The sequence below is a fragment of the Pseudomonas sp. FP2338 genome, from assembly GCF_030687515.1.
GTDB lineage: Bacteria > Pseudomonadota > Gammaproteobacteria > Pseudomonadales > Pseudomonadaceae > Aquipseudomonas > Aquipseudomonas salomonii.
In genome coordinates, this window is sequence record NZ_CP117436.1 from 22,396 (window position 1) to 42,161 (window position 19,766).

Consider the following 19,766-nt stretch of genomic DNA (forward strand, 5'->3'; position numbering starts at 1 on the left):
GAGTTATCCACAGCTTGTTCAGATCAAGGATGATCAAATGTATCCGACAAACAGCCCTGAAATTTCCCCTGCAGAACTGGAAGCCCGACTACGCTTGCACAGGCTGCCGGAACTGGGCCCCAAGCGTTTTCGTGTATTGATCGAGGCATTTGGTTCTGCCTCCAAGGCCATCAGTGCACCGGCAAGTGCCTGGCGTTCCCTTGGGTTGCCAGCCGTTAGCGCCGATGCCAGGCGCAGCCCTGAAATTCGCGATGGCGCCAGTGCTGCGCTTGCATGGTTGGAGCGCCCGGCCCAGCATTTGCTGATGTGGGACCAGCCTGAGTACCCTGCATTGTTGGCGCAGATCGACGATGCACCGCCGTTGTTATTCGTCGCCGGCGAGCCGAACATCCTCGAAAAACCGCAGTTGGCCATGGTCGGCAGTCGCCGTGCATCCCGCCCTGGGATGGACACTGCCGCCGCCTTTTCGCGCAGCCTGGCGAGCGCCGGTTTTGTCATTACCAGTGGCTTGGCCTTGGGCATCGACGGTGCTGCGCACCAAGCGGCATTAGATGTCGGGGGGCAGACAATCGGCGTGCTCGGCACCGGCCTCGAAAATTTTTATCCACAACGCCACCGCCAGCTCGCAGCGGCGATGATTGCCCAAGGCAGCGCGGTGGTTTCCGAGTTTCCGCTGGACACTGCGCCCCAGGCCGCCAACTTCCCACGACGCAACCGGATCATTAGCGGCCTGTCGCTGGGGGTGCTGGTAGTGGAAGCCAGCATGGCCAGCGGTTCGCTGATCACTGCCAAGCTTGCGGCCGAGCAAGGGCGTGAGGTGTATGCAATTCCGGGCTCCATTCATCATCCGGGCGCCAAGGGCTGCCATCAGTTGATTCGCGATGGCGCGACGCTGGTGGAGTCCATCGAGCACATCCTGGACGGCTTGCGCGGCTGGCAGGCGTTGTCCCGCCCGGCGCCGATGCCGGTCACCCATCCGTTGGTAGCGCTGTTGCACGCGGCGCCCCTTACCAGCGAGGCTTTGGCGGTTGCCAGCGGGCGGCCTTTGGCCCACACACTGGCAGCGCTTACCGAGCTTGAACTTGAAGGCCTGGTGATCTGCGAAAGCGGGCGCTGGCTTGCGCGCGGCCCGCTTATGTAATTAGTTTTTGCAAAGAACATCGGTAAACTGCGCAGAGCTTTAGTCCGGAGAGTGAGCAATGGTCAACAGGTGGCGTGTGCTGGAAGCCGCACGAGAAATTCGCGCAGGCGCGGTGATTGCCTATCCGACCGAAGCGGTCTGGGGCCTGGGCTGCGACCCGTGGAATGAAGACGCGGTAGACCGGCTGCTGGCGATCAAGAATCGCTCGGTCGACAAGGGGCTGATTCTGGTGGCGGACAATATCCGTCAGTTCGATTTTCTATTCGAAGACTTCCCGGACACCTGGATCGACCGCATGGCCAGTACTTGGCCGGGGCCGAACACCTGGCTTGTGCCGCATCAGGGCATGCTGCCGGAATGGGTGACCGGTGTGCATGACACCGTGGCGCTGCGGGTCAGCGATCATCCGTTGGTGAGGGATTTATGCGCGCAGGTGGGGCCGTTGATCTCTACCTCAGCCAACCCGCAAGGCCGCCCGGCGGCGCGCACGCGGCTTCGGGTGGAGCAGTATTTCCGTGGCCAAGTGGATTTGGTGCTGGGTGGTGCCCTGGGTGGGCGCAAGAACCCGAGCCTGATTCGCGATTTGGCGACGGGTGAGGTAGTGCGGCCTTCTTAGTGCCTTTGTGGCGAGGGCGCTTGCTCCCGTTGGCCTGCGAAGCAGGCCCAAAACCGGACGATGCGGCTTACCTGAAGAAGCACCTAACTGTTTTGGGGCCGCTTCGCGGCCCAACGGGAGCAAGCTCCCTCGCCACAATGGGCAGTCAAGGCAGCAAAATGGTCGACCCCGTCGTCCTGCGCCCCGACAACTCCGTCTGCGCCTTCGCCGCATCCGCCAGCGCAAACCGCTGGTTGATATCAATACGCACCTTGCCGCTCTTGATCATCGAGAACAAATCATCAGCCATCGCCTGCAAGTCTTTCGGGTTGCTGGCATAAGTCGCCAGTGTCGGCCGAGTGACATACAACGAGCCCTTCGCCGCCAGAATTCCCAGGTTCACGCCATCCACCGCGCCTGACGCATTGCCGAAACTCACCACCAAACCCCGTGGCGCCACGCTGTCCAGTGAGGTCAGCCAAGTGTCTTTGCCGACGCCGTCGTACACCACCGGGACTTTTTTGCCGTCGGTCAATTCCAGTACGCGCTGTGCGACGTTTTCCTTGCTGTAGTCGATGGTTTCCCAGGCGCCAAGGGATTTGGCCAGGGCGGCTTTTTCCGGCGAACTCACCGTGCCGATCAGCTTCACGCCCAGCGCCTTGGCCCACTGGCAGGCCAGGGAGCCCACGCCACCGGCAGCGGCGTGGAACAAGATGGTTTCGTCACCCTTCAACTCGTAGGTCTGTCGCAGCAGGTACTGCACGGTCAGGCCCTTGAGCATCGCGCCGGCAGCCTGTTCGAAGCTGATAGCGTCCGGCAAGTGCACCAGGTTGGCGGCAGACAGCACGTGCAGCTCGCTGTACGCGCCCAATGGGCCACTGCCATAGGCCACGCGGTCGCCGACCTTGAACTGCGTGACCTCGCTGCCAACCGCATCCACCACGCCAGCGCCTTCTGCGCCGAGGCCCGATGGCAGCGCGGGCGGCGCATACAGGCCACTGCGGAAATAGGTGTCAATGAAGTTCAGGCCGATGGCCTCGTTACGCACACGCACCTGCTGGGGTCCAGGTTCTGCCGGGGTGTAGTCCACATACTCAAGTACTTCGGGGCCGCCATGGGCGCTGAACTGGATACGTTTGGCCATCTGCACTTCTCCTGAGGTCGAATCGCGTAGCCCCCTATCCCACTCCTAACCTTGATCTTCGTCAACAGCGGCGCACCTAAGTGCAGAGGGATGGCAGGGGGATGGCAGAGGGATGTAGGTGCAGTGGTATCCTGTGCGCCCATTTGCCGCCGACGCCCAATGGCCTCGCGTAGCTTTGCCCGATTCAAGGTGATGCCATGACTACCCGCACCGAGGCTGTAAAGGCCTACCTGCTCGACCTGCAAGACCGCATTTGCAGCGCCCTGGAAACCTTCGAGACGGACACTCGCTTTATCGAAGACGCCTGGACCCGGCCTGCCGGCGGCGGCGGTCGCACCCGTGTGATCGAAAACGGTTCGGTGATCGAAAAAGGCGGCGTCAACTTTTCCCACGTATTCGGCAGCGGCCTGCCACCGTCCGCCAGTGCGCATCGCCCCGAGCTGGCCGGCCGTGGCTTTGAAGCTCTCGGCGTGTCGCTGGTGATCCACCCGCACAACCCGCACGTGCCAACGTCCCACGCCAACGTGCGTTTTTTCATCGCCGAAAAAGACGGCGAAGAGCCGGTGTGGTGGTTCGGTGGCGGTTTCGATCTCACGCCCTACTACGGCAATGAAGAAGACTGCATCCACTGGCACCGCGTGGCCGAGCAGGCCTGTGCGCCGTTTGGCGCGGACGTGTACGCGCGCTACAAGGAATGGTGCGACACCTACTTCCATATCAAGCACCGCAACGAACCGCGCGGCATCGGCGGCCTGTTCTTCGATGACTTGAACGAGTGGGGCTTCGACACCTGCTTCGCCTTCATCCGCGCCATCGGCGATGCTTATATCGACGCCTACCTGCCGATCGTGCAGCGCCGCAAGGCCATGGCTTACTCCGAGCAGCAGCGCCAGTTCCAGGAATTTCGTCGCGGCCGCTACGTTGAATTCAACCTGGTATACGACCGTGGCACCCTGTTCGGCCTGCAATCGGGCGGGCGTACCGAGTCGATCCTGATGTCACTGCCGCCGCAAGTACGCTGGAGCTACGACTGGAAAGCCGAAGCCGGCAGCGAAGAGGCGCGCCTCACCGATTACTACCTGCAAGACCGCGACTGGCTGGGCCTTGCTGCGCCCAAGGCGGCTGTTTGATGGACCGTTATGTGGTGTTCGGCAACCCCATCGGCCACAGCAAGTCGCCGCTGATTCACCGTATGTTCGCCGAACAGACCGGCGAGCAACTGGACTACAGCACCTTGCTCGCGCCGCTGGAGGATTTCACCGGCTGTGCCCGTGAGTTCTTTGCACAAGGCCGTGGCGCCAACGTCACCGTGCCGTTCAAGGAAGACGCCTACCGCCTGGCCAACAGCCTGACCGAACGCGCCCAGCGCGCAGGCGCCGTGAACACCCTGAGCAAGTTGGGCGACGGCACCTTGCTGGGCGACAACACCGACGGCGCTGGCCTGGTGCGCGACCTCACGGTGAATGCCGGGCTGAGCCTGCAAGGCAAACGCATCCTGCTGCTGGGCGCCGGTGGCGCCGTACGCGGGGCGTTGGAGCCATTACTGGCTGAGCAACCTGCGTCGCTGATCATCGCCAACCGCACCGTGGAAAAGGCCGAGTTGCTTGCCGAGCTGTTCGACGATTTGGGGCCGGTGTCGGCCAGCGGTTTCGATTGGCTGCGTGAGCCGGTGGACGTGATCATCAATGCCACGTCTGCCAGCCTGTCAGGCGATGTACCGCCAATAGCGGGCAGCCTGATCGAACCGGGCAAGACCTTTTGCTACGACATGATGTACGCCAAGGAGCCGACCGCGTTCTGTCGCTGGGCTACCGAGCAAGGCGCGGCGGTGGTGATGGACGGTTTGGGCATGTTGGTGGAGCAGGCCGCAGAAGCCTTCTTCCTGTGGCGCGGCGTGCGGCCGGAGTCGGCACCGGTGTTGGCTGAGTTGCGTCGGCAACTGGCGGCCAAATGATTCCAGCCTTGTGAAGATCTAATGTGGGAGCTGGCTTGCCTGCGATAGCGGTGTATCAGATACAGAGGTGCTGGCTGATCCACCGCTATCGCAGGCAAGCCGGCTCCCACAGTTTTAACCGCACTCAGTCTTCGAAATGGATGGGGCAGTTGTCGGCCCCTTCCAATTTCTTTAACTCTTCCACTACCTGCGGCCTGGCCCGGCGCAACGTCAGGCTACGCCCCACACCCACCAGCCGCCGCGCCTCCTGGTGCAGCATCTCCACCCCGGAATAGTCGATAAAATTAATCTGCTGCGCCTCGATCACCACCCGTTCGCTTTGCAAGCTTTGCAGGCGCACTTGCAGGTAATGGCTGGCGCCAAAAAAGATCGAGCCGCCCACCCGCAACACATCCTCATCACCGTCGCGCCACTGCTGAACCCGCGGCTGCGAGGTGCGTTTGAGGTAGAAAAACAATGACGCCAACACCCCCGCATAAATCGCCGTTTGCAACTCCAGCAGCAAAGTCGCGACGCACGTCAGGCTCATCACCACAAACTCGGCGCGGCTGACGCGCAACAGCGCGCGAATGCCACGATGATCCACCAGGCCCCAGCAAATCAGCAGGATGCTTGCGGCCATGCTCGGGATCGGGATGTGCGCGATCAACGCCGCGCCGAACAGCGCAAACACTGCCACCCAGAGCGCGGAAAACACGCCCGCCAGCGGCGAGCAGGCGCCCGCTTCATAGCTGAGGCCGGAGCGGGTAAAGGAACCGGCCGACAAGTACCCGGAGAAAAAGCCGCCGACGATGTTGGATAAACCCTGCGCGCGGACTTCCTGATTAGCGTCGAGCAATTGCTGCGAACGCGCCGACAACGAGCGCGCAATCGACAGGCTGGTGACCAGCCCAAGCATGCCCACCGCCACGGCGCTGGGCAGCAGGCGCAGGAGCATGTCCAGGTCCATCGGCAGCGGGCTGAACGGCGGCAGTTTGCCGACAAACGAACTCACCCGCGCCACATGCCCGAACATCGCCGGCCACAGCCACGCCACCAGGCTGCCCAGCGTCAGGGCGATCAACAGGGTTGGCCAACGCGGGACCAGGTATTTGAGCAGCGCGCCCACCAGCAAGGTGCCCAGGCCCAGCGCCAGTGAGGCGTGGTCCCATTCCCCGGCATGGTCCATCAGTGCCAGCAAGCTATTGATCGCCGTGGCCTGGCTGGGTAAATCCAGCCCCAGCAAGTTGGGCAATTGCCCCAGGGCAATCACCACGGCAGCGCCCAGGGTGAAACCCAGCACGACCGAATGCGAGACGAAATTCACCAGCGCGCCGAAGCGCAGCATGCCCAGCAGCCACTGGAAAACGCCGGCGAGAAATGTGAGCAACAGGATCAACGTGATGTAGTCCTGCGAGCCAGGCACGGCCAGCGGACTGACGCTGGCGTACAGGACGATGGATATCGCCGCCGTCGGCCCGCAAATAAGGTGCCACGACGAACCCCACAAGCACGCGATCAACACCGGGATGATGGCGGCATACAGGCCGTATTCGGGTGGGAGCCCGGCGATCAGCGCGTAGGCAATCGACTGCGGCAAGGCGAGTACGGCGCCGCTGAGCCCGACAATCGCATCCCGGCCGACGCTGGCGCGGGTTTGGCGCGGCAGCCAGGCGAGGAAGGGGAAGAGAGTGTGGCGGTTGGGCCGGGGCATCGCAGACTCGGTAAAAAGGTTTAGCTCAGAGTATCAGTACACATAAGGCTCTGTGGGAGCTGGCTTGCCTGCGATAGCATCACCTCGGTAGGTCTGGCAGACCGAGTTGTCTGTATCGCAGGCAAGCCAGCTCCCACACAAGCCTTTTCCCATTCGGGATTGTGTGGGGTCTTAGAGTTTGGCTTTTACGGCAGGCAGTGCATCTTTGCCGTCGAGGGTCTTCACCCCATCCAGCCACTTATCCAGTACCGCCGGGTTAGCCTTGATCCACGCCTTCGCCGCCTCGGCATTGCTGACCTTGTTGTTCACCACCTGGGCCATGATGCTGTTCTCCATCTCCTGGGTAAAACTCAGGTTGGTCAGCAACTTTCCTACGTTCGGACAGGCCTGTGCATAACCCTTGCGGGTCAAGGTATATACGCTGCCGGTGTCACCAAAATACTTCTCGCCGCCTTTGAGGTAGTGCATCTTCAACTGCACGTTCATCGGGTGTGGGGTCCAGCCGAGGAAGGTCACGAACTTTTGCTTTTTCACCGCCCGCGACACTTCGGCCAGCATCGCCTGCTCGCTCGACTCGATCAGCTTCCACTGGCCCAGGTCGAAGTCGTTCTTCTTGATGATCTCCTGCAGCGAAATATTCGCCGGTGCGCCGGAGCCGATGCCGTAGATCTTCTTGTCGAACTTGTCGGCAAACGTGTTCAGGTCGGCAAAATCATGCACACCGGCGTCCCACACATAGTCCGGCACGGCAAGGGTGAACTCGGTGCCGTCGAGGTTTTTCGCCAGTTGCACCACATCGCCATTGGCCACGAACTTGTCGTAGAAACCCTGCTGCGCCGGCATCCAGTTGCCCAGGAACACGTCCACCTGGCCATCCTTGAGCCCGCCAAACGTGATCGGCACCGCCAAGGTGTTGACCTTGGCCTTGTAGCCCATGCCGTTCAACAGAAAACCGGTGATGGCATTGGTGGCGGCGATATCGCTCCAGCCTGGATCGGCCATCTTCACCGTGTCACAGCTGGTGTCTGCGTAAACATTGGCGCTGCTCAACGCCAAGACTCCGAGTATCACCGTTAACTTTTGCATGGCCTTCCCTCTGTGTATTTATTGGTTTTGGCAGGGTTGTGGATAACGTGCCTTGCGCTCCAGGTCGTCGAGGTCGATATGGTTGCGCATGTACTGCTGACTGGCGTCCACCAGTGGCTGGTGATCCCAGCTCTTCAGCTTGCCTTGGGTCAGCGCCTCGAACACCAGGCGGCGACGGCGTTGGCTGGCGAGCACCTGCTGGTGGATCGCCGGGATGTCCCATTTGGCCCGCGCCTCATTCAAAAACGCCTCGAACAGTGGCCGGTGTTCCGGTGACTGGCTGAGGTCTTCCCGCTCGTGCGGGTCGTTGTGTACATCGAACAGTAGACAAGGGTCGTCTTCGCTGTAGATGAATTTGTAGGCGCCGCGCCGAATCATCATCAGTGGGCTGATGGTGCCCTCGGCCATGTATTCGCCAAACACTTCGTCGTGCCCGCCCTGCCCTTGCAAGTGCGGGACCAGCGAGCGGCCGTCCAGCGCCAGGCGCGGGTCCAGCTCGCCGCCGGCCAGTTCCACCAGGGTGGGCAGCAGGTCGGCGGTGGACACAGCCTTGGTCACGCGGCCCGCCGCAAACTGGCCTGGCGCACTCACCAGCAGCGGTACGCGGGCGGCCATCTCGAACCAGTGCATTTTGTACCAGAGGCCACGCTCGCCGAGCATGTCGCCGTGGTCGCCGGAGAAGATGATGATCGTGTCGTCGGCCAGGCCGGTGTCTTCCAGGGTTTGCAGGAGTTTGCCGACGTTGCTGTCGATATAGCTGCACGCACCGAAATACGCTCGGCGCGCATCGCGGATCTTGTCCACAGGCAACGGCTTGCCCCACAGGTCGTACACCTTGAGCAGGCGCTGGGAATGTGGGTCGAGATCGCCTTGCGCGGGGGTTGCTGGCATTGGGATGTCGTGGTCGTCGTACAGGTCCCAGAACGGCTTGGGAATGGTGTATGGGTCGTGCGGGTGCGTCATCGACACGGTGAGGCAGAACGGCTGGTTGCCGTCTTCACGGATATGGTCGAACAGATACTGCTGGGCCTTGAACACCACTTCTTCGTCGAAATCCAGCTGATTGGTGCGCACGCACGGCCCGGCTTGCAGCACCGAGGACATGTTGTGGTACCAGGTGGGGCGCACATCCGGCTCATCCCAGTTCACCGCCCAGCCATAGTCGGCGGGGTAGATGTCGCTGGTCAGGCGTTCTTCATAACCGTGCAACTGATCTGGCCCGCAGAAATGCATCTTGCCCGACAGCGCCGTGCGGTAGCCGAGGCGGCGCAGGTAGTGGGCATAAGTGGGTACATCGGCGGGGAAATCGGCGGCATTGTCGTAGGCGCCAATCTTGCTCGGCAACTGGCCGCTGACCAGGGTGAAACGCGAAGGCGCGCACAACGGGCTGTTGCAGTAGGCGGCGTCAAACACCACGCCCTGTGCAGCCAGGCGGCTCAGGTTCGGCAACTTGATCGGGGAGGGTCCGTAGAACGGCAGCATCGGCGCGGCCATTTGATCGGCCATGATGAAAAGAATGTTCTTGCGCTTCATGATCTATCGGCATTCCATAGGCGGTGTTTATGCGAATGAGCATGCGGCCCATGGAAAATGGGGTAAAGCCCATGAAAAGCAATGTCTAGGATAAGCACAGCTTATGTATGAAGCCCTTGGTGATCTGTCCCTCGACCTGCTGCGTGCCTTTGAAGCAGCGGCGCGCCATCGCAGCTTTACCGCCGCCGCGGTGGAGTTGGGCACTACGCAGCCAGCCATCAGCCAGCAGATCAAGCGCCTTGAAGAACAACTGGCGATCCGCCTGTTCGATCGCATCTACCGAGGCATCGAACTGACGGATGCGGGCGCGCTGCTCTTCGAGCATGTGCAAGGCGGTATGCAAACCATCAACCAGGGCCTCAGCGCAATCACCCAGCAGGACCAGCACGAAGTGCTGCAAGTGGCCACCGACTTCGCCTTCGCCGCCTACTGGCTGATGCCGCGCCTGCATCGCTTTCACCAGGCCAACCCGCAAGTGGATGTGAGCCTGGTGACCAGCGAGCGCAACCACGCCACGTTGCGCAGCGATATCGACGTAGCGGTGTTGTTTGGCGATGGTCGTTTCAAGCAGGGCGAGAGCTTGTGGCTGTTCAACGAGGAAGTGTTTCCGGTGTGCAGCCCGCAGTGGCTCAAGGCTCAACCCACGCCATTGGCTGTACAAAATTTGCACGATTACCCGCTGCTGCATCTGCGCCAGGAAAACAACAGCCAATGGTTCGACTGGAGCGGCGTGTTTCGTGAGTTGGGCATCACCACGGCGCCCACGCCTGGGCAATTGCGCTTCGACAATTACACCCTGCTGATCCAGGCCGCGATTGCTGGCCAGGGCGTGGCCATCGGCTGGCGGCATTTGGTGGATAACCTGCTGGAGCAGAACTGGCTGTGCCGGCCGATCAGCGACACGGTGATTTCGCGCTACGGTTATTACGTGGTGCAGCCTCAGCGCAAACGTCGGGGGCAATTGGTCGAGCGCTTTGTTGACTGGCTGGTGGCCGAGCAAGCCAGCAGCGCGCAGTCGCTGACCGGGCTGGCCCTGCCGTCGATTGCGGTCTAGGATCGGCACATATTGGATCCGGATTTCGCCATGCAACGTATCAAGGGCTACCACGCCCATATCTACTTTGACGCCAGCACCATCGACCAGGCGCGCACGCTCTGCGAGGACGCGGCCAAGCTGTTCCCGCTGAGCATGGGCCGTGTACACGAAAAGCCGGTCGGCCCGCACCCGGACTGGAGCTGCCAGCTGGCATTCGAGCCGGAATACATCGGCGTGGTGTTGCCCTGGCTGGCGCTGCATCGTGATGGGCTGGTGGTGTTCCTGCACCCGGACACCGGCGATGACCTCAAGGATCACACCGATTACGCGATCTGGATGGGCGCGATGCGCGAGCTGAACCTGTCTGTTTTTTAACCACTGCTAATACCAATCCCATCACCTTGCGCAAAGGCGATGGGATTTTTTATTGTCAAGTCCCACTATATGGAACTGTTATTTATATATTGAGATATTACCAGCCGTAGGTTTATATTCGCCCATCAGCTTTTTCAGCACCCACTCATTTCAGGTGAAGCGATGCAGGCGCAATTGATCGCGCTCGACTGGGGGACCAGCTCCCTTCGTGCTTACAAACTCGGCCCGGCTGGCTGCGTGCTCGAACAGCGCGCTTTGGCGTTCGGCATCATGCACCTGCCCAGTGAACCCCGGGTCATTGCTGGCGTGCTGTGCAGTGACGGCTTTGAGTTGGCGTTCGATGCGGCCTGCGGCGACTGGCTCGACGCGCAGCCCGGCCTGCCGGTGATTGCCTGCGGCATGGTCGGCAGCGCCCAAGGCTGGAGCGAAGCGGCTTACCGCCAAACGCCCGTCGACGTCGCCAGCCTCGGCCAGGCCTTGCACCCTGTGCGCAGCCTGCGCGGGGTGCAGGTGCATATTGTGCCGGGTGTGATCGAGCGGGTCGGCTTGCCCAATGTGATGCGCGGCGAAGAAACCCAAGTGCTGGGTGTGCTGCAAGGCCTGGGCGCCGACGTGTTGATCGGCCTGCCGGGCAGCCATTCCAAATGGGTCGAGGTGGTTGAAGGCTGCATCACCCACTTCGACACCTTCATGACCGGCGAGGTGTTTGCGGTACTCAGCAAGCACAGCATTCTCGGGCGTACCCAGCAACCGCCCGAACAATTTGAGGTCGAGGCCTTTGATCGTGGCGTGCGCGTGGCGCTTTCGCAGGATGGCCGGCGCGGTGTGCTGTCGACCTTGTTCAGCGCCCGTACCCTGGGCTTGACCGGCGAACTGGCACCCGACGAACAGCCCGATTATCTGTCCGGCCTGCTGATCGGCCACGAACTCGCCGGTTTGCCGCAGCAGGCCAAACACACGCCTATCGTTCTGGTCGGCGCTGCCAAACTCTGCGCCTGCTACCAACGCGCCCTCGCCCTCAGCGGCTTTACCCACGTCAGCTTTGCGCAGGAAGCCACCGCGCGCGGTCTGTGGCAGTTGGCCGTTGCCGCTGGGCTCACTCAACCTGTACAGGAGGCCTGACATGCTCAAGCAAGCACTCGCACACAACGGTTTGATCGCAATTTTGCGCGGCGTGCGACCGGATGAAGCACAGGCGATTGGCCAGGTGCTTTATGAGGCCGGTTTTCGCGTGATCGAAGTGCCACTGAATTCGCCGGACCCTTACACCAGCATCCGCACCCTGCGCGACACCTTGCCCGCCGATTGCCTGATCGGCGCGGGCACCGTGTTGACCCCGGAACAGGTCGAGCAGGTCAAAGCCGCCGGTGGCCAAGTGATTGTCATGCCCCACAGCGATGCCAAGGTATTGCGTGCCGCCAAGGCGGCGGGCCTGTTCCTGTCGCCGGGTGTGGCAACGCCGACCGAGGCCTTCGCCGCGTTGGCCGAAGGCGCGGATGTATTGAAGCTGTTCCCGGCCGAGCAAATGGGCCCGGCGGTAATCAAGGCGTGGTTGGCGGTATTGCCCACCGGCACATTGCTGCTGCCGGTGGGCGGCGTGACACCCGACAACATGCAGGTGTATTTCGACGCGGGCGCGAAGGGCTTTGGCCTGGGTTCCGGGTTGTTCAAACCGGGCATGTCGGTGGACCAAGTGGCGAGCAATGCCCAGGCCTATGTCGCGGCCTGGAACGCGCTTAACTGAACTCAAGGTTTGCGCCCCTGGCGCTGCATCGATAAGAGAGATAAGAAGATGAAAATCACCAAACTGACCACCTTTATCGTCCCGCCGCGCTGGTGCTTCCTCAAGGTCGAGACCGACCAGGGTGTGACCGGTTGGGGTGAGCCTGTGGTGGAGGGCCGCGCCCACACCGTGGCCGCCGCCGTCGAGGAACTCTGCGACTACCTGATCGGCAAAGACCCACGCAATATCGAAGATATCTGGACCGTGCTCTATCGCGGCGGCTTCTACCGGGGCGGCGCGGTGCACATGAGCGCCCTCGCCGGTATCGACCAGGCGCTGTGGGACATCAAGGGCAAGGCGCTCGGCGTGTCGGTCAGCGACCTGTTGGGTGGCCAGGTGCGTGACAAGATCCGCGTGTATTCCTGGATCGGCGGCGACCGCCCCGCCGACACCGCCCGCGCCGCCAAAGAGGCCGTGGCCCGCGGCTTTACCGCCGTGAAGATGAATGGCACCGAAGAATTGCAGTTCGTCGACAGTTTCGAAAAAGTCGACCTCGCGCTGGCCAACGTGGCCGCTGTGCGCGATGCCGTCGGGCCTAACGTCGGCATCGGCGTCGACTTCCATGGCCGCGTGCACAAGCCCATGGCCAAGGTGCTGATGAAAGAGCTGGACCCGTACAAACTGATGTTTATCGAAGAGCCGGTGCTCAGCGAAAACTACGAAGCGCTCAAAGAGCTGGCGCCGTTGACCAGTACGCCGATTGCCCTGGGCGAGCGGCTGTTTTCCCGTTGGGACTTCAAGCGTGTGCTCAGCGAAGGCTACGTCGACATCATCCAGCCGGACGCGTCCCACGCCGGCGGCATCACCGAAACCCGCAAGATTGCCAACATGGCCGAAGCCTACGACGTGGCCCTGGCCCTGCATTGCCCGCTGGGCCCGATTGCCCTGGCGGCGTGCCTGCAATTGGACGCGGTTTGCTACAACGCGTTTATTCAGGAGCAAAGCCTGGGTATCCACTATAACGAGAGCAACGACCTGCTCGATTACGTGCGCGATCCAGGCGTGTTCGACTATGACAAAGGCTTCGTGAAGATCCCCAACGGGCCGGGCCTGGGCATTGAGATCAACGAGGAATACGTGATCGAACGCGCCGCCATCGGCCACCGCTGGCGCAACCCGATCTGGCGGCATGCCGACGGCAGCTTTGCCGAGTGGTAAGCCTCTCCTGAAGAAATACAGTCATTGTGGGAGCTGGCTTGCCTGCGATAGCGGTGGGCCAGCTTGTATCTCGGGCATAGGCATACCGCCATCGCAGGCAAGCCAGCTCCCACATTGACCGCGCCCAGTCCTCAACAATCACAAGAAGAGGCACCCCCCATGCACCCTGAATCCTTCACCGGGCAGGCTTCTCTCGTCACGCCTAGCAGAAAGCGTTTCTTCATCATGGTGCTGCTGTTTATCACCGTGGTGATCAACTACCTCGACCGCAGCAACCTGTCGATTGCCGCCCCGGCGCTGACCAGCGAACTGGGGATTGACCCGGTGCATGTCGGGCTGATCTTCTCCGCGTTCGGCTGGACCTACGCCGCCATGCAGATTCCCGGTGGCTGGCTGGTGGACCGCGTGCCGCCGCGCATTCTCTATACCGCTGCCCTGCTGTTGTGGTCCATCGCCACGGTGATGCTGGGGTTTGCGGCCAGCTTTATCGCGCTGTTTGTGCTGCGCATGGCCGTCGGTGCCCTGGAAGCACCGGCTTACCCGATTAACAGCCGCGTGGTCACCACCTGGTTTCCCGAGCGCGAGCGTGCCACCGCGATTGGCGTTTACACGTCCGGGCAATTTGTCGGGCTGGCGTTTCTGACGCCGGTGCTGGCTTGGCTGCAGCACGCGTTCGGTTGGCACATGGTGTTTGTCGCCACCGGTGGCGTCGGCATCCTGTGGGCGTTGATCTGGTACGCGGTGTACCGCGAGCCGAAAGACTTCAAAGGCGCCAATGCGGCAGAAATCGAGTTGATCCGCGAGGGCGGCGGCCTGGTGGATATGCAGGCGAAAGCGGTCAAGGCGCCGTTCAGTTGGGTTGACCTCGGGATAGTGCTGAGCAAGCGCAAGCTGTGGGGCATCTACCTGGGGCAGTTCTGCCTGAACTCGACGCTGTGGTTCTTCCTGACGTGGTTCCCGACCTACCTGGTGAAATACCGCGGCATGGACTTCATCAAGTCCGGTTTGCTGGCCTCGCTGCCGTTTCTCGCTGCGTTTATCGGTGTGCTGTGTTCGGGGATTTTTTCTGATTGGCTGATTCGCCGGGGCACGTCGGTAGGGTTTGCGCGCAAGCTGCCGATCATTGGTGGGTTGCTGATTTCCACGGCAATCATCGGCGCCAACTATGTGGACTCGACGGCCTGGGTGATCGCGTTTCTGGCGGTGGCGTTCTTTGGCAATGGCTTGGCATCGATCACCTGGTCATTGGTGTCGACCCTGGCGCCCGCGCGGTTGCTGGGGCTGACGGGTGGGGTGTTTAACTTCATCGGCAACTTGTCGGCGATTACCACGCCGATAGTGATTGGCTTTCTGGCCAGTGGGGATTCGTTTGCGCCGGCGATCACCTATATCGCGGTGCTGGCGTTGCTGGGGGCGCTTTCCTACGTGTTGCTGGTGGGCAAGGTTGAGCGCATAGAGCTGTAGGTAAAAACCTGTGGCGAGGGAGCTTGCTCCCGCTGGAGTGCGTAGCGCTCCCGTTTTTTTTTGGGGCTGCTCCGCAGCCCAGCGGGAGCAAGCTCCCTCGCCACAAAAGCATCTCGGGGCTAGTAGAGGGCGCCATCCAGGATTTGATAGACGATGCTGGTGCCAATGGCGATCAATACGATATCGCCGCCGGACCGGCGCCATTCATACCCAGGGTATTGCGGCAGATGGGCCAGGGCGCGGTTGTCGAGGCGTTCGCCGTAGTAGTTGCGTGGCAGCGGTTGGCCCCGCACCAGGCGCACGCCAGGTGGTGGTGGCGCGCCTCGGCGGAAGTCGTTGTGGTTGTCACGGATCACCTGGCGCACCGGGCCGAAGTCCTGCGGCGGGCCACGACGGTTATCCTGTGGGCCGCGATGGTCGTCGCCGCGTTGCTCGTACTGGCCTTGCGGGCCGCCACGGCCTGGGCCATCACCGCGTTGATCGGGCGGCGCGGCTTGCGCCAGGGCACTTGCGCCGAGCATCAACACGCCAAGACCTGCGATCAAGCGTTTAGGCATTTTCATGGGGCTTTCCTCAGTACTGCACGAACAAAAAAGGGATTTCGAACGAGGCTCGAAATCCCTTGGTCTTGTCAGTTTAGGTACTGGATTGCCCAGATGATTCCTCTGTATCAGGAACTTTACCCATTGCTACACGCCGCTTACTTACGGGCGTTACGGACACCTTCCGACAACGCCGCGCAGAGGCTCAATACGCCATCGATCGCTTGTTGATCATTTTTCGCAGTGGCGATGTGATCGATCAGCGCCGAGCCGACCACCACACCGTCTGCCAGGCGCGCGATAGCGGCGGCTTGTTCCGGCGTACGAATACCAAAGCCGATGCTGATCGGCAGGTCGGTATGCCGACGCAGGCGTGTTACCGCTTCCTCGACGTGTTCCAGGGTGGCGGCACCGGCACCGGTCACACCGGCCACCGACACGTAATACACAAAGCCGGAACTGCCGTTGAGCACGGTTGGCAGGCGCACGTCGTCGGTGGTCGGCGTGGTCAGGCGGATAAAGTCGATGCCTGCGGCCTGGGCCGGGTCGCACAGCTCGCCGTTATGCTCAGGCGGCATGTCGACCACGATCAAGCCGTCTACGCCGGCTTCTTTGGCGTCGGCGATGAACTTAGGCACACCGTATTTGTGGATCGGGTTGAAGTAACCCATCAACACCAGCGGGGTGTCCTGGTTGTCTTTGCGGAACTCACGGACCATCTGCAGGGTTTTCAGCAGATTCTGTTTGGCTTCCAACGCCCGGATGTTGGCCAGTTGAATCGCCGGGCCGTCGGCCATCGGGTCGGTGAAGGGCATGCCCAGCTCGATCACGTCGGCACCGGCGGCGGGCAAGCCCTTGAGGATCGCCAGCGAGGTGTCATAACCCGGGTCGCCGGCGGTAACGAAAGTCACCAGGGCGGCGCGGTTTTGTTCTTTCAGTTGCGCAAAACGGGTTTGCAGGCGGCTCATCAGTGTTTCTCCTGCTTTGACTGTTCCATATGGTGCATCACGGTCTGCATGTCTTTGTCGCCACGGCCCGACAGGTTGACCACCATCAGGTGATCTTTCGGCAAGGTCGGTGCGCGTTTGAACACTTCAGCCAGGGCATGGGCGCTTTCCAGTGCAGGAATAATTCCTTCCAGGCGGCAGCATTTGTGGAAGGCTTCGAGGGCTTCGTCGTCGGTCACCGAGGTGTATTGGACGCGGCCGATATCATGCAACCAGGCGTGTTCAGGGCCGATGCCTGGGTAGTCGAGGCCGGCGGAAATCGAGTGGGCGTCGATGATCTGGCCGTCGTCGTCCTGCAACAGGAAGGTGCGGTTGCCGTGCAGCACGCCCGGTACACCGCCGTTGAGGCTGGCGGCGTGCTTGCCGGTTTCGATGCCAAAGCCTGCGGCTTCAACGCCGATGATTTCGACGCTGGTGTCATCCAGGAACGGGTGGAACAGGCCCATGGCATTGGAACCACCGCCGATGCACGCCACCAGGCTGTCCGGCAGGCGGCCTTCCTGGGCTTGCAGTTGGTCGCGGGTTTCCTTGCCGATCACGGCCTGGAAGTCGCGCACCATCGCAGGATACGGGTGTGGGCCGGCCACGGTGCCGATCAGGTAGAAAGTGCTGTCGACATTGGTCACCCAGTCACGCAGGGCTTCGTTCATCGCGTCTTTGAGGGTGCCGGTGCCGGCCACGACCGGGATCACTTCGGCGCCCAACAGCTTCATGCGGAACACGTTGGCCTGCTGGCGCTCGATGTCGGTGGTGCCCATGTAGATCACGCATTGCAGGCCGAAACGCGCCGCCACGGTGGCAGTGGCCACGCCGTGCATGCCCGCGCCGGTCTCGGCGATGATGCGTTTTTTGCCCATGCGCCGCGCCAGCAGGATCTGGCCGATGCAGTTGTTGATCTTGTGCGCGCCGGTGTGGTTGAGCTCTTCGCGCTTGAGGTAGATCTTGGCGCCGCCACAGAACTCGGTCAGGCGCTCGGCGAAGTACAGCGGGCTTGGGCGCCCGACATAGTCGCGTTGGAAGTAGGCCAGTTCTTCGTTGAACGCAGGATCGATCTTGGCCGCTTCGTATTCGCGGGCCAGGTCGAGGATCAACGGCATCAGGGTTTCAGCGACGTAGCGGCCGCCGAACGCGCCAAACAGGCCGTTGGCGTCGGGGCCGTTGCGAAGGTCGGTCTGGGACTGAGTCATGGGGCGCTCCAGGAAAGAGGGTGAGGAGAGGCGATGACGGCCACTCTACCCCTGACGCTTGACGCTGAAAACCGATAAGATCGCCATAACCTGTCAGGAAAACTCACAGATGAGCCGAGACCTACCGCCCCTCAATGCCCTGCGTGCGTTTGAGGCAACCGCCCGCCTGAACAGCGTCAGCCAGGCGGCTGAGCAATTGCATGTGACCCATGGTGCGGTCAGCCGCCAGTTGAAGGTGTTGGAAGAGCACTTGGGCGTCAGCCTGTTCGCCAAGGATGGACGCGGCCTTAAACTCACAGATGCAGGCATCCGGCTCAGGGACGCCAGCGCCGAAGCGTTCGAGCGTTTAAGGGATGTTTGCGCCGAGCTGACCCAGGCCAGCGCCGATGCGCCCTTCGTGCTCGGCTGCTCGGGCAGTTTGCTGGCACGCTGGCTGATCCCGCGCCTGGGCCGCTTGAATGCAGACCTGCCCGACCTGCGCTTGCATCTATCGGCGGGTGATGGCGACCTCGACCCACGGCGCCCTGGCCTGGATGCCCTGCTGGTTTTTGCTGAGCCGCCGTGGCCAGCGGACATGCAGGTGTATGAGCTGGCCAGCGAGCGCATTGGCCCGGTAATGAGCCCGCGTTTTGCCGGTTACGAACGCCTGCGCCAGGCGCCGCCCCAAACCCTCTGCGGTGAAGCCTTGTTGCACACCACCTCGCGCCCGCAGGCCTGGCCCAGTTGGGCGCAGCAACACGGCATTGAGCCCGGCGCGTTGAAGCACGGCCAGGGGTTTGAGCATTTGTATTATTTGCTGGAGGCGGCGGTGGCAGGTTTGGGTGTGGCGATTGCGCCGCAACCGCTGGTGGCAGAGGACCTGCGAGCGGGTCGCCTGGTGGCGCCGTGGGGTTTCAGTGAAACCCCGGCGCACCTGGCGTTGTGGCTACCCAAGCGCGCCGCAGATGGGCGCGCGGGTCAGTTGGCGCAGTGGCTCAAGGCTGAGCTGTTGCGCCAACCGGTTTAGTCACCGCGTTTGCACAGCAGGTAAGCCGCCAGCAGGCCCAGCGCGCCAACGGCAACGCCGGCGGTAGTCCATGGGTGCTCTTGTGCGTAGTCACGGGTTGCCGCACTGGTTTCGCGGATTTTGACTTTGCTTTCTTCGTAGGCATCGCTGATCAGGTGACGGGAATGCTTGAGGGCATTCTCGGCATTGCTTTTCAGGGCCTTCAGCGTTTTGCGCGACTCATCGGACGCATCGTCCTTGAGGCTCTCAAGGGACTTGAGCAGGCTCGAAATCTCGGCTTCCATGCTTTCCAGCGACGCTTTGCGTAAAGAAGTGTTGGCCATGTGGAACTCTCCTGAAGTGATTGAGTGGCATGTGTAGATACCGACTCCTGGGTTTTCAGAAAGTGCAGTAATTCTGAACTTTCGAGTGGGAATGGTCGCCAGAAGCAGTACGAACATTCACTGCTACGCTGACTAGAGACCTCAGGAGAAACGTTATGTCTGATCATCACACCTACAAGAAAGTCGAACTGGTCGGTTCCTCGACCACCAGCATCGAAGATGCCATCAACAATGCCCTCGCCGAAGCGCACAAGAGCATCAAGCACCTGGAGTGGTTTGAAGTGACCGAAACCCGTGGTCACATCAAGGACGGCAAGGCCGCGCACTTCCAGGTCACGCTCAAGGTGGGATTCCGAATTGCCAGTAGTTGATCCTGTGAGTTGAACTTGCTGACTGGCCGATTGCCATAACCTGCGCTACAACCATTGGGTGCCGACGCCATAAGCGTCGGCACGCTCTTTTAGATCAGCGCAAGGAAAGTAACGGATGAAGAAGTTCCTGTTAGCGGTAGGTTTGTTGAGCATTGCGGGCACTGCCCTGGCGGCGGGCAAGCCTTGTGAAGAGCTGAAAGGTGAACTCGCGGCGAAGCTCGACGCTAAAGGTGTTCAGCATTATTCGCTGGATGTTGTCGACAAAGGCGCGGCGGCCGATGGCAAAGTGATTGGCAGCTGCGAAGGCGGCACCAAGGAAATCGTCTACAAGCGCGGTTAATCCCGTGCAGGCATGAAACGACGCACTT

21 protein-coding genes are annotated in these 19,766 nt (G+C 61.5%); 13 read left to right on the top strand and 8 right to left on the bottom strand.

What is annotated here, in order from left to right:
- Positions 1 to 37: 37 nt before the first annotated feature.
- Together dprA and PSH96_RS00105 are read left to right on the top strand one after the other, a co-directional pair.
- On the top strand, positions 38 to 1,141 hold the full coding sequence (gene dprA / locus PSH96_RS00100) for a DNA-processing protein DprA (protein WP_305456815.1): 1,104 nt from the start codon (positions 38 to 40) through the stop codon (positions 1,139 to 1,141).
- Between the two features lie 58 nt (positions 1,142 to 1,199).
- Positions 1,200 to 1,757 (top strand): L-threonylcarbamoyladenylate synthase, encoded by a 558-nt coding sequence (locus PSH96_RS00105; RefSeq protein WP_056860965.1) that lies wholly within the window; start codon positions 1,200 to 1,202, stop codon positions 1,755 to 1,757.
- Between the two features lie 145 nt (positions 1,758 to 1,902).
- Here PSH96_RS00105 and PSH96_RS00110 read toward each other — a convergent pair whose 3' ends face one another.
- Positions 1,903 to 2,880, bottom strand: coding sequence for an NADPH:quinone reductase (locus tag PSH96_RS00110; protein ID WP_305456817.1), 978 nt, complete (start codon positions 2,878 to 2,880; stop codon positions 1,903 to 1,905).
- 197 nt (positions 2,881 to 3,077) lie between these two features.
- Here PSH96_RS00110 and hemF point away from each other — a divergent pair, with 197 nt between their 5' ends.
- Both hemF and aroE read left to right on the top strand, forming a co-directional pair.
- Positions 3,078 to 4,010, top strand: a complete 933-nt coding sequence (gene hemF, locus PSH96_RS00115) for an oxygen-dependent coproporphyrinogen oxidase (RefSeq protein ID WP_305456820.1) — start codon at positions 3,078 to 3,080, stop codon at positions 4,008 to 4,010.
- Complete coding sequence (aroE, locus tag PSH96_RS00120) at positions 4,010 to 4,834, top strand: shikimate dehydrogenase (protein WP_305456822.1); 825 nt, start codon at positions 4,010 to 4,012, stop codon at positions 4,832 to 4,834. Before hemF ends, aroE begins: the two co-directional genes overlap by 1 nt.
- 124 nt (positions 4,835 to 4,958) lie before the next feature.
- Here the strand turns inward: aroE and PSH96_RS00125 are convergent, their stop codons facing one another.
- The 3 genes from PSH96_RS00125 to betC all read right to left on the bottom strand — a co-directional run bounded on the left by PSH96_RS00125 (position 4,959) and on the right by betC (position 9,146).
- Entirely contained in the window at positions 4,959 to 6,527 is a 1,569-nt protein-coding gene (locus tag PSH96_RS00125) for a SulP family inorganic anion transporter (RefSeq protein WP_305456824.1), read from the bottom strand.
- 171 nt (positions 6,528 to 6,698) lie between these two features.
- A complete protein-coding gene (choX, locus tag PSH96_RS00130; RefSeq protein ID WP_305456827.1) occupies positions 6,699 to 7,613 on the bottom strand; it encodes a choline ABC transporter substrate-binding protein in 915 nt (304 codons plus the stop codon).
- An 18-nt stretch (positions 7,614 to 7,631) separates the two neighbouring features.
- Positions 7,632 to 9,146 (bottom strand): choline-sulfatase, encoded by a 1,515-nt coding sequence (gene betC / locus PSH96_RS00135; protein ID WP_305456829.1) that lies wholly within the window; start codon positions 9,144 to 9,146, stop codon positions 7,632 to 7,634.
- A gap of 103 nt (positions 9,147 to 9,249) precedes the next feature.
- On the opposite strand from betC, the gene PSH96_RS00140 reads away from it, so the two are divergent.
- From PSH96_RS00140 to PSH96_RS00165, 6 genes are all read left to right on the top strand, one after another.
- Positions 9,250 to 10,200 carry a LysR family transcriptional regulator gene (locus tag PSH96_RS00140; RefSeq protein ID WP_305456831.1) on the top strand — a complete coding sequence of 317 codons (951 nt, stop codon included), beginning with the start codon at positions 9,250 to 9,252 and terminating at the stop codon, positions 10,198 to 10,200.
- Positions 10,201 to 10,230: 30 nt separating this feature from the next.
- Positions 10,231 to 10,557: a DOPA 4,5-dioxygenase family protein gene (locus PSH96_RS00145; RefSeq protein WP_305456833.1), complete on the top strand. Its 327-nt coding sequence runs from the start codon at positions 10,231 to 10,233 to the stop codon at positions 10,555 to 10,557.
- Positions 10,558 to 10,719: 162 nt separating this feature from the next.
- Positions 10,720 to 11,679 carry a 2-dehydro-3-deoxygalactonokinase gene (locus tag PSH96_RS00150; RefSeq protein WP_305456834.1) on the top strand — a complete coding sequence of 320 codons (960 nt, stop codon included), beginning with the start codon at positions 10,720 to 10,722 and terminating at the stop codon, positions 11,677 to 11,679.
- A 1-nt stretch (position 11,680) separates the two neighbouring features.
- The gene (locus PSH96_RS00155; RefSeq protein ID WP_056860975.1) at positions 11,681 to 12,301 is read left to right on the top strand and encodes a 2-dehydro-3-deoxy-6-phosphogalactonate aldolase; all 621 of its coding nucleotides are present in this window, start codon (positions 11,681 to 11,683) and stop codon (positions 12,299 to 12,301) included.
- 48 nt (positions 12,302 to 12,349) lie between these two features.
- Positions 12,350 to 13,498, top strand: coding sequence for a galactonate dehydratase (gene dgoD / locus PSH96_RS00160; protein WP_065931997.1), 1,149 nt, complete (start codon positions 12,350 to 12,352; stop codon positions 13,496 to 13,498).
- Between the two features lie 159 nt (positions 13,499 to 13,657).
- Complete coding sequence (locus PSH96_RS00165; protein WP_305456837.1) at positions 13,658 to 14,962, top strand: MFS transporter; 1,305 nt, start codon at positions 13,658 to 13,660, stop codon at positions 14,960 to 14,962.
- A gap of 119 nt (positions 14,963 to 15,081) precedes the next feature.
- Here PSH96_RS00165 and PSH96_RS00170 read toward each other — a convergent pair whose 3' ends face one another.
- The 3 genes from PSH96_RS00170 to trpB all read right to left on the bottom strand — a co-directional run bounded on the left by PSH96_RS00170 (position 15,082) and on the right by trpB (position 17,698).
- Positions 15,082 to 15,525 (bottom strand): anti-virulence regulator CigR family protein, encoded by a 444-nt coding sequence (locus PSH96_RS00170; protein WP_017137925.1) that lies wholly within the window; start codon positions 15,523 to 15,525, stop codon positions 15,082 to 15,084.
- Between the two features lie 137 nt (positions 15,526 to 15,662).
- Positions 15,663 to 16,472: a tryptophan synthase subunit alpha gene (gene trpA, locus PSH96_RS00175; RefSeq protein WP_056860978.1), complete on the bottom strand. Its 810-nt coding sequence runs from the start codon at positions 16,470 to 16,472 to the stop codon at positions 15,663 to 15,665.
- On the bottom strand, positions 16,472 to 17,698 hold the full coding sequence (gene trpB / locus PSH96_RS00180; protein WP_305456839.1) for a tryptophan synthase subunit beta: 1,227 nt from the start codon (positions 17,696 to 17,698) through the stop codon (positions 16,472 to 16,474). Before trpB ends, trpA begins: the two co-directional genes overlap by 1 nt.
- A 109-nt stretch (positions 17,699 to 17,807) precedes the next feature.
- Here trpB and PSH96_RS00185 point away from each other — a divergent pair, with 109 nt between their 5' ends.
- Entirely contained in the window at positions 17,808 to 18,704 is an 897-nt protein-coding gene (locus tag PSH96_RS00185; protein WP_305456840.1) for a LysR family transcriptional regulator, read from the top strand.
- Here PSH96_RS00185 and PSH96_RS00190 read toward each other — a convergent pair.
- Positions 18,701 to 19,027, bottom strand: coding sequence for a YqjD family protein (locus PSH96_RS00190; RefSeq protein ID WP_003187304.1), 327 nt, complete (start codon positions 19,025 to 19,027; stop codon positions 18,701 to 18,703). The two genes, PSH96_RS00185 and PSH96_RS00190, sit on opposite strands and share 4 nt — an antisense overlap.
- Positions 19,028 to 19,182: 155 nt before the next feature.
- Here PSH96_RS00190 and PSH96_RS00195 point away from each other — a divergent pair, with 155 nt between their 5' ends.
- Together PSH96_RS00195 and PSH96_RS00200 are read left to right on the top strand one after the other, a co-directional pair.
- Positions 19,183 to 19,398, top strand: a complete 216-nt coding sequence (locus PSH96_RS00195; protein ID WP_017477941.1) for a dodecin — start codon at positions 19,183 to 19,185, stop codon at positions 19,396 to 19,398.
- 115 nt (positions 19,399 to 19,513) lie between these two features.
- Entirely contained in the window at positions 19,514 to 19,738 is a 225-nt protein-coding gene (locus tag PSH96_RS00200; protein ID WP_017137921.1) for a DUF1161 domain-containing protein, read from the top strand.
- The last annotated feature ends 28 nt before the right edge of the window (positions 19,739 to 19,766 follow it).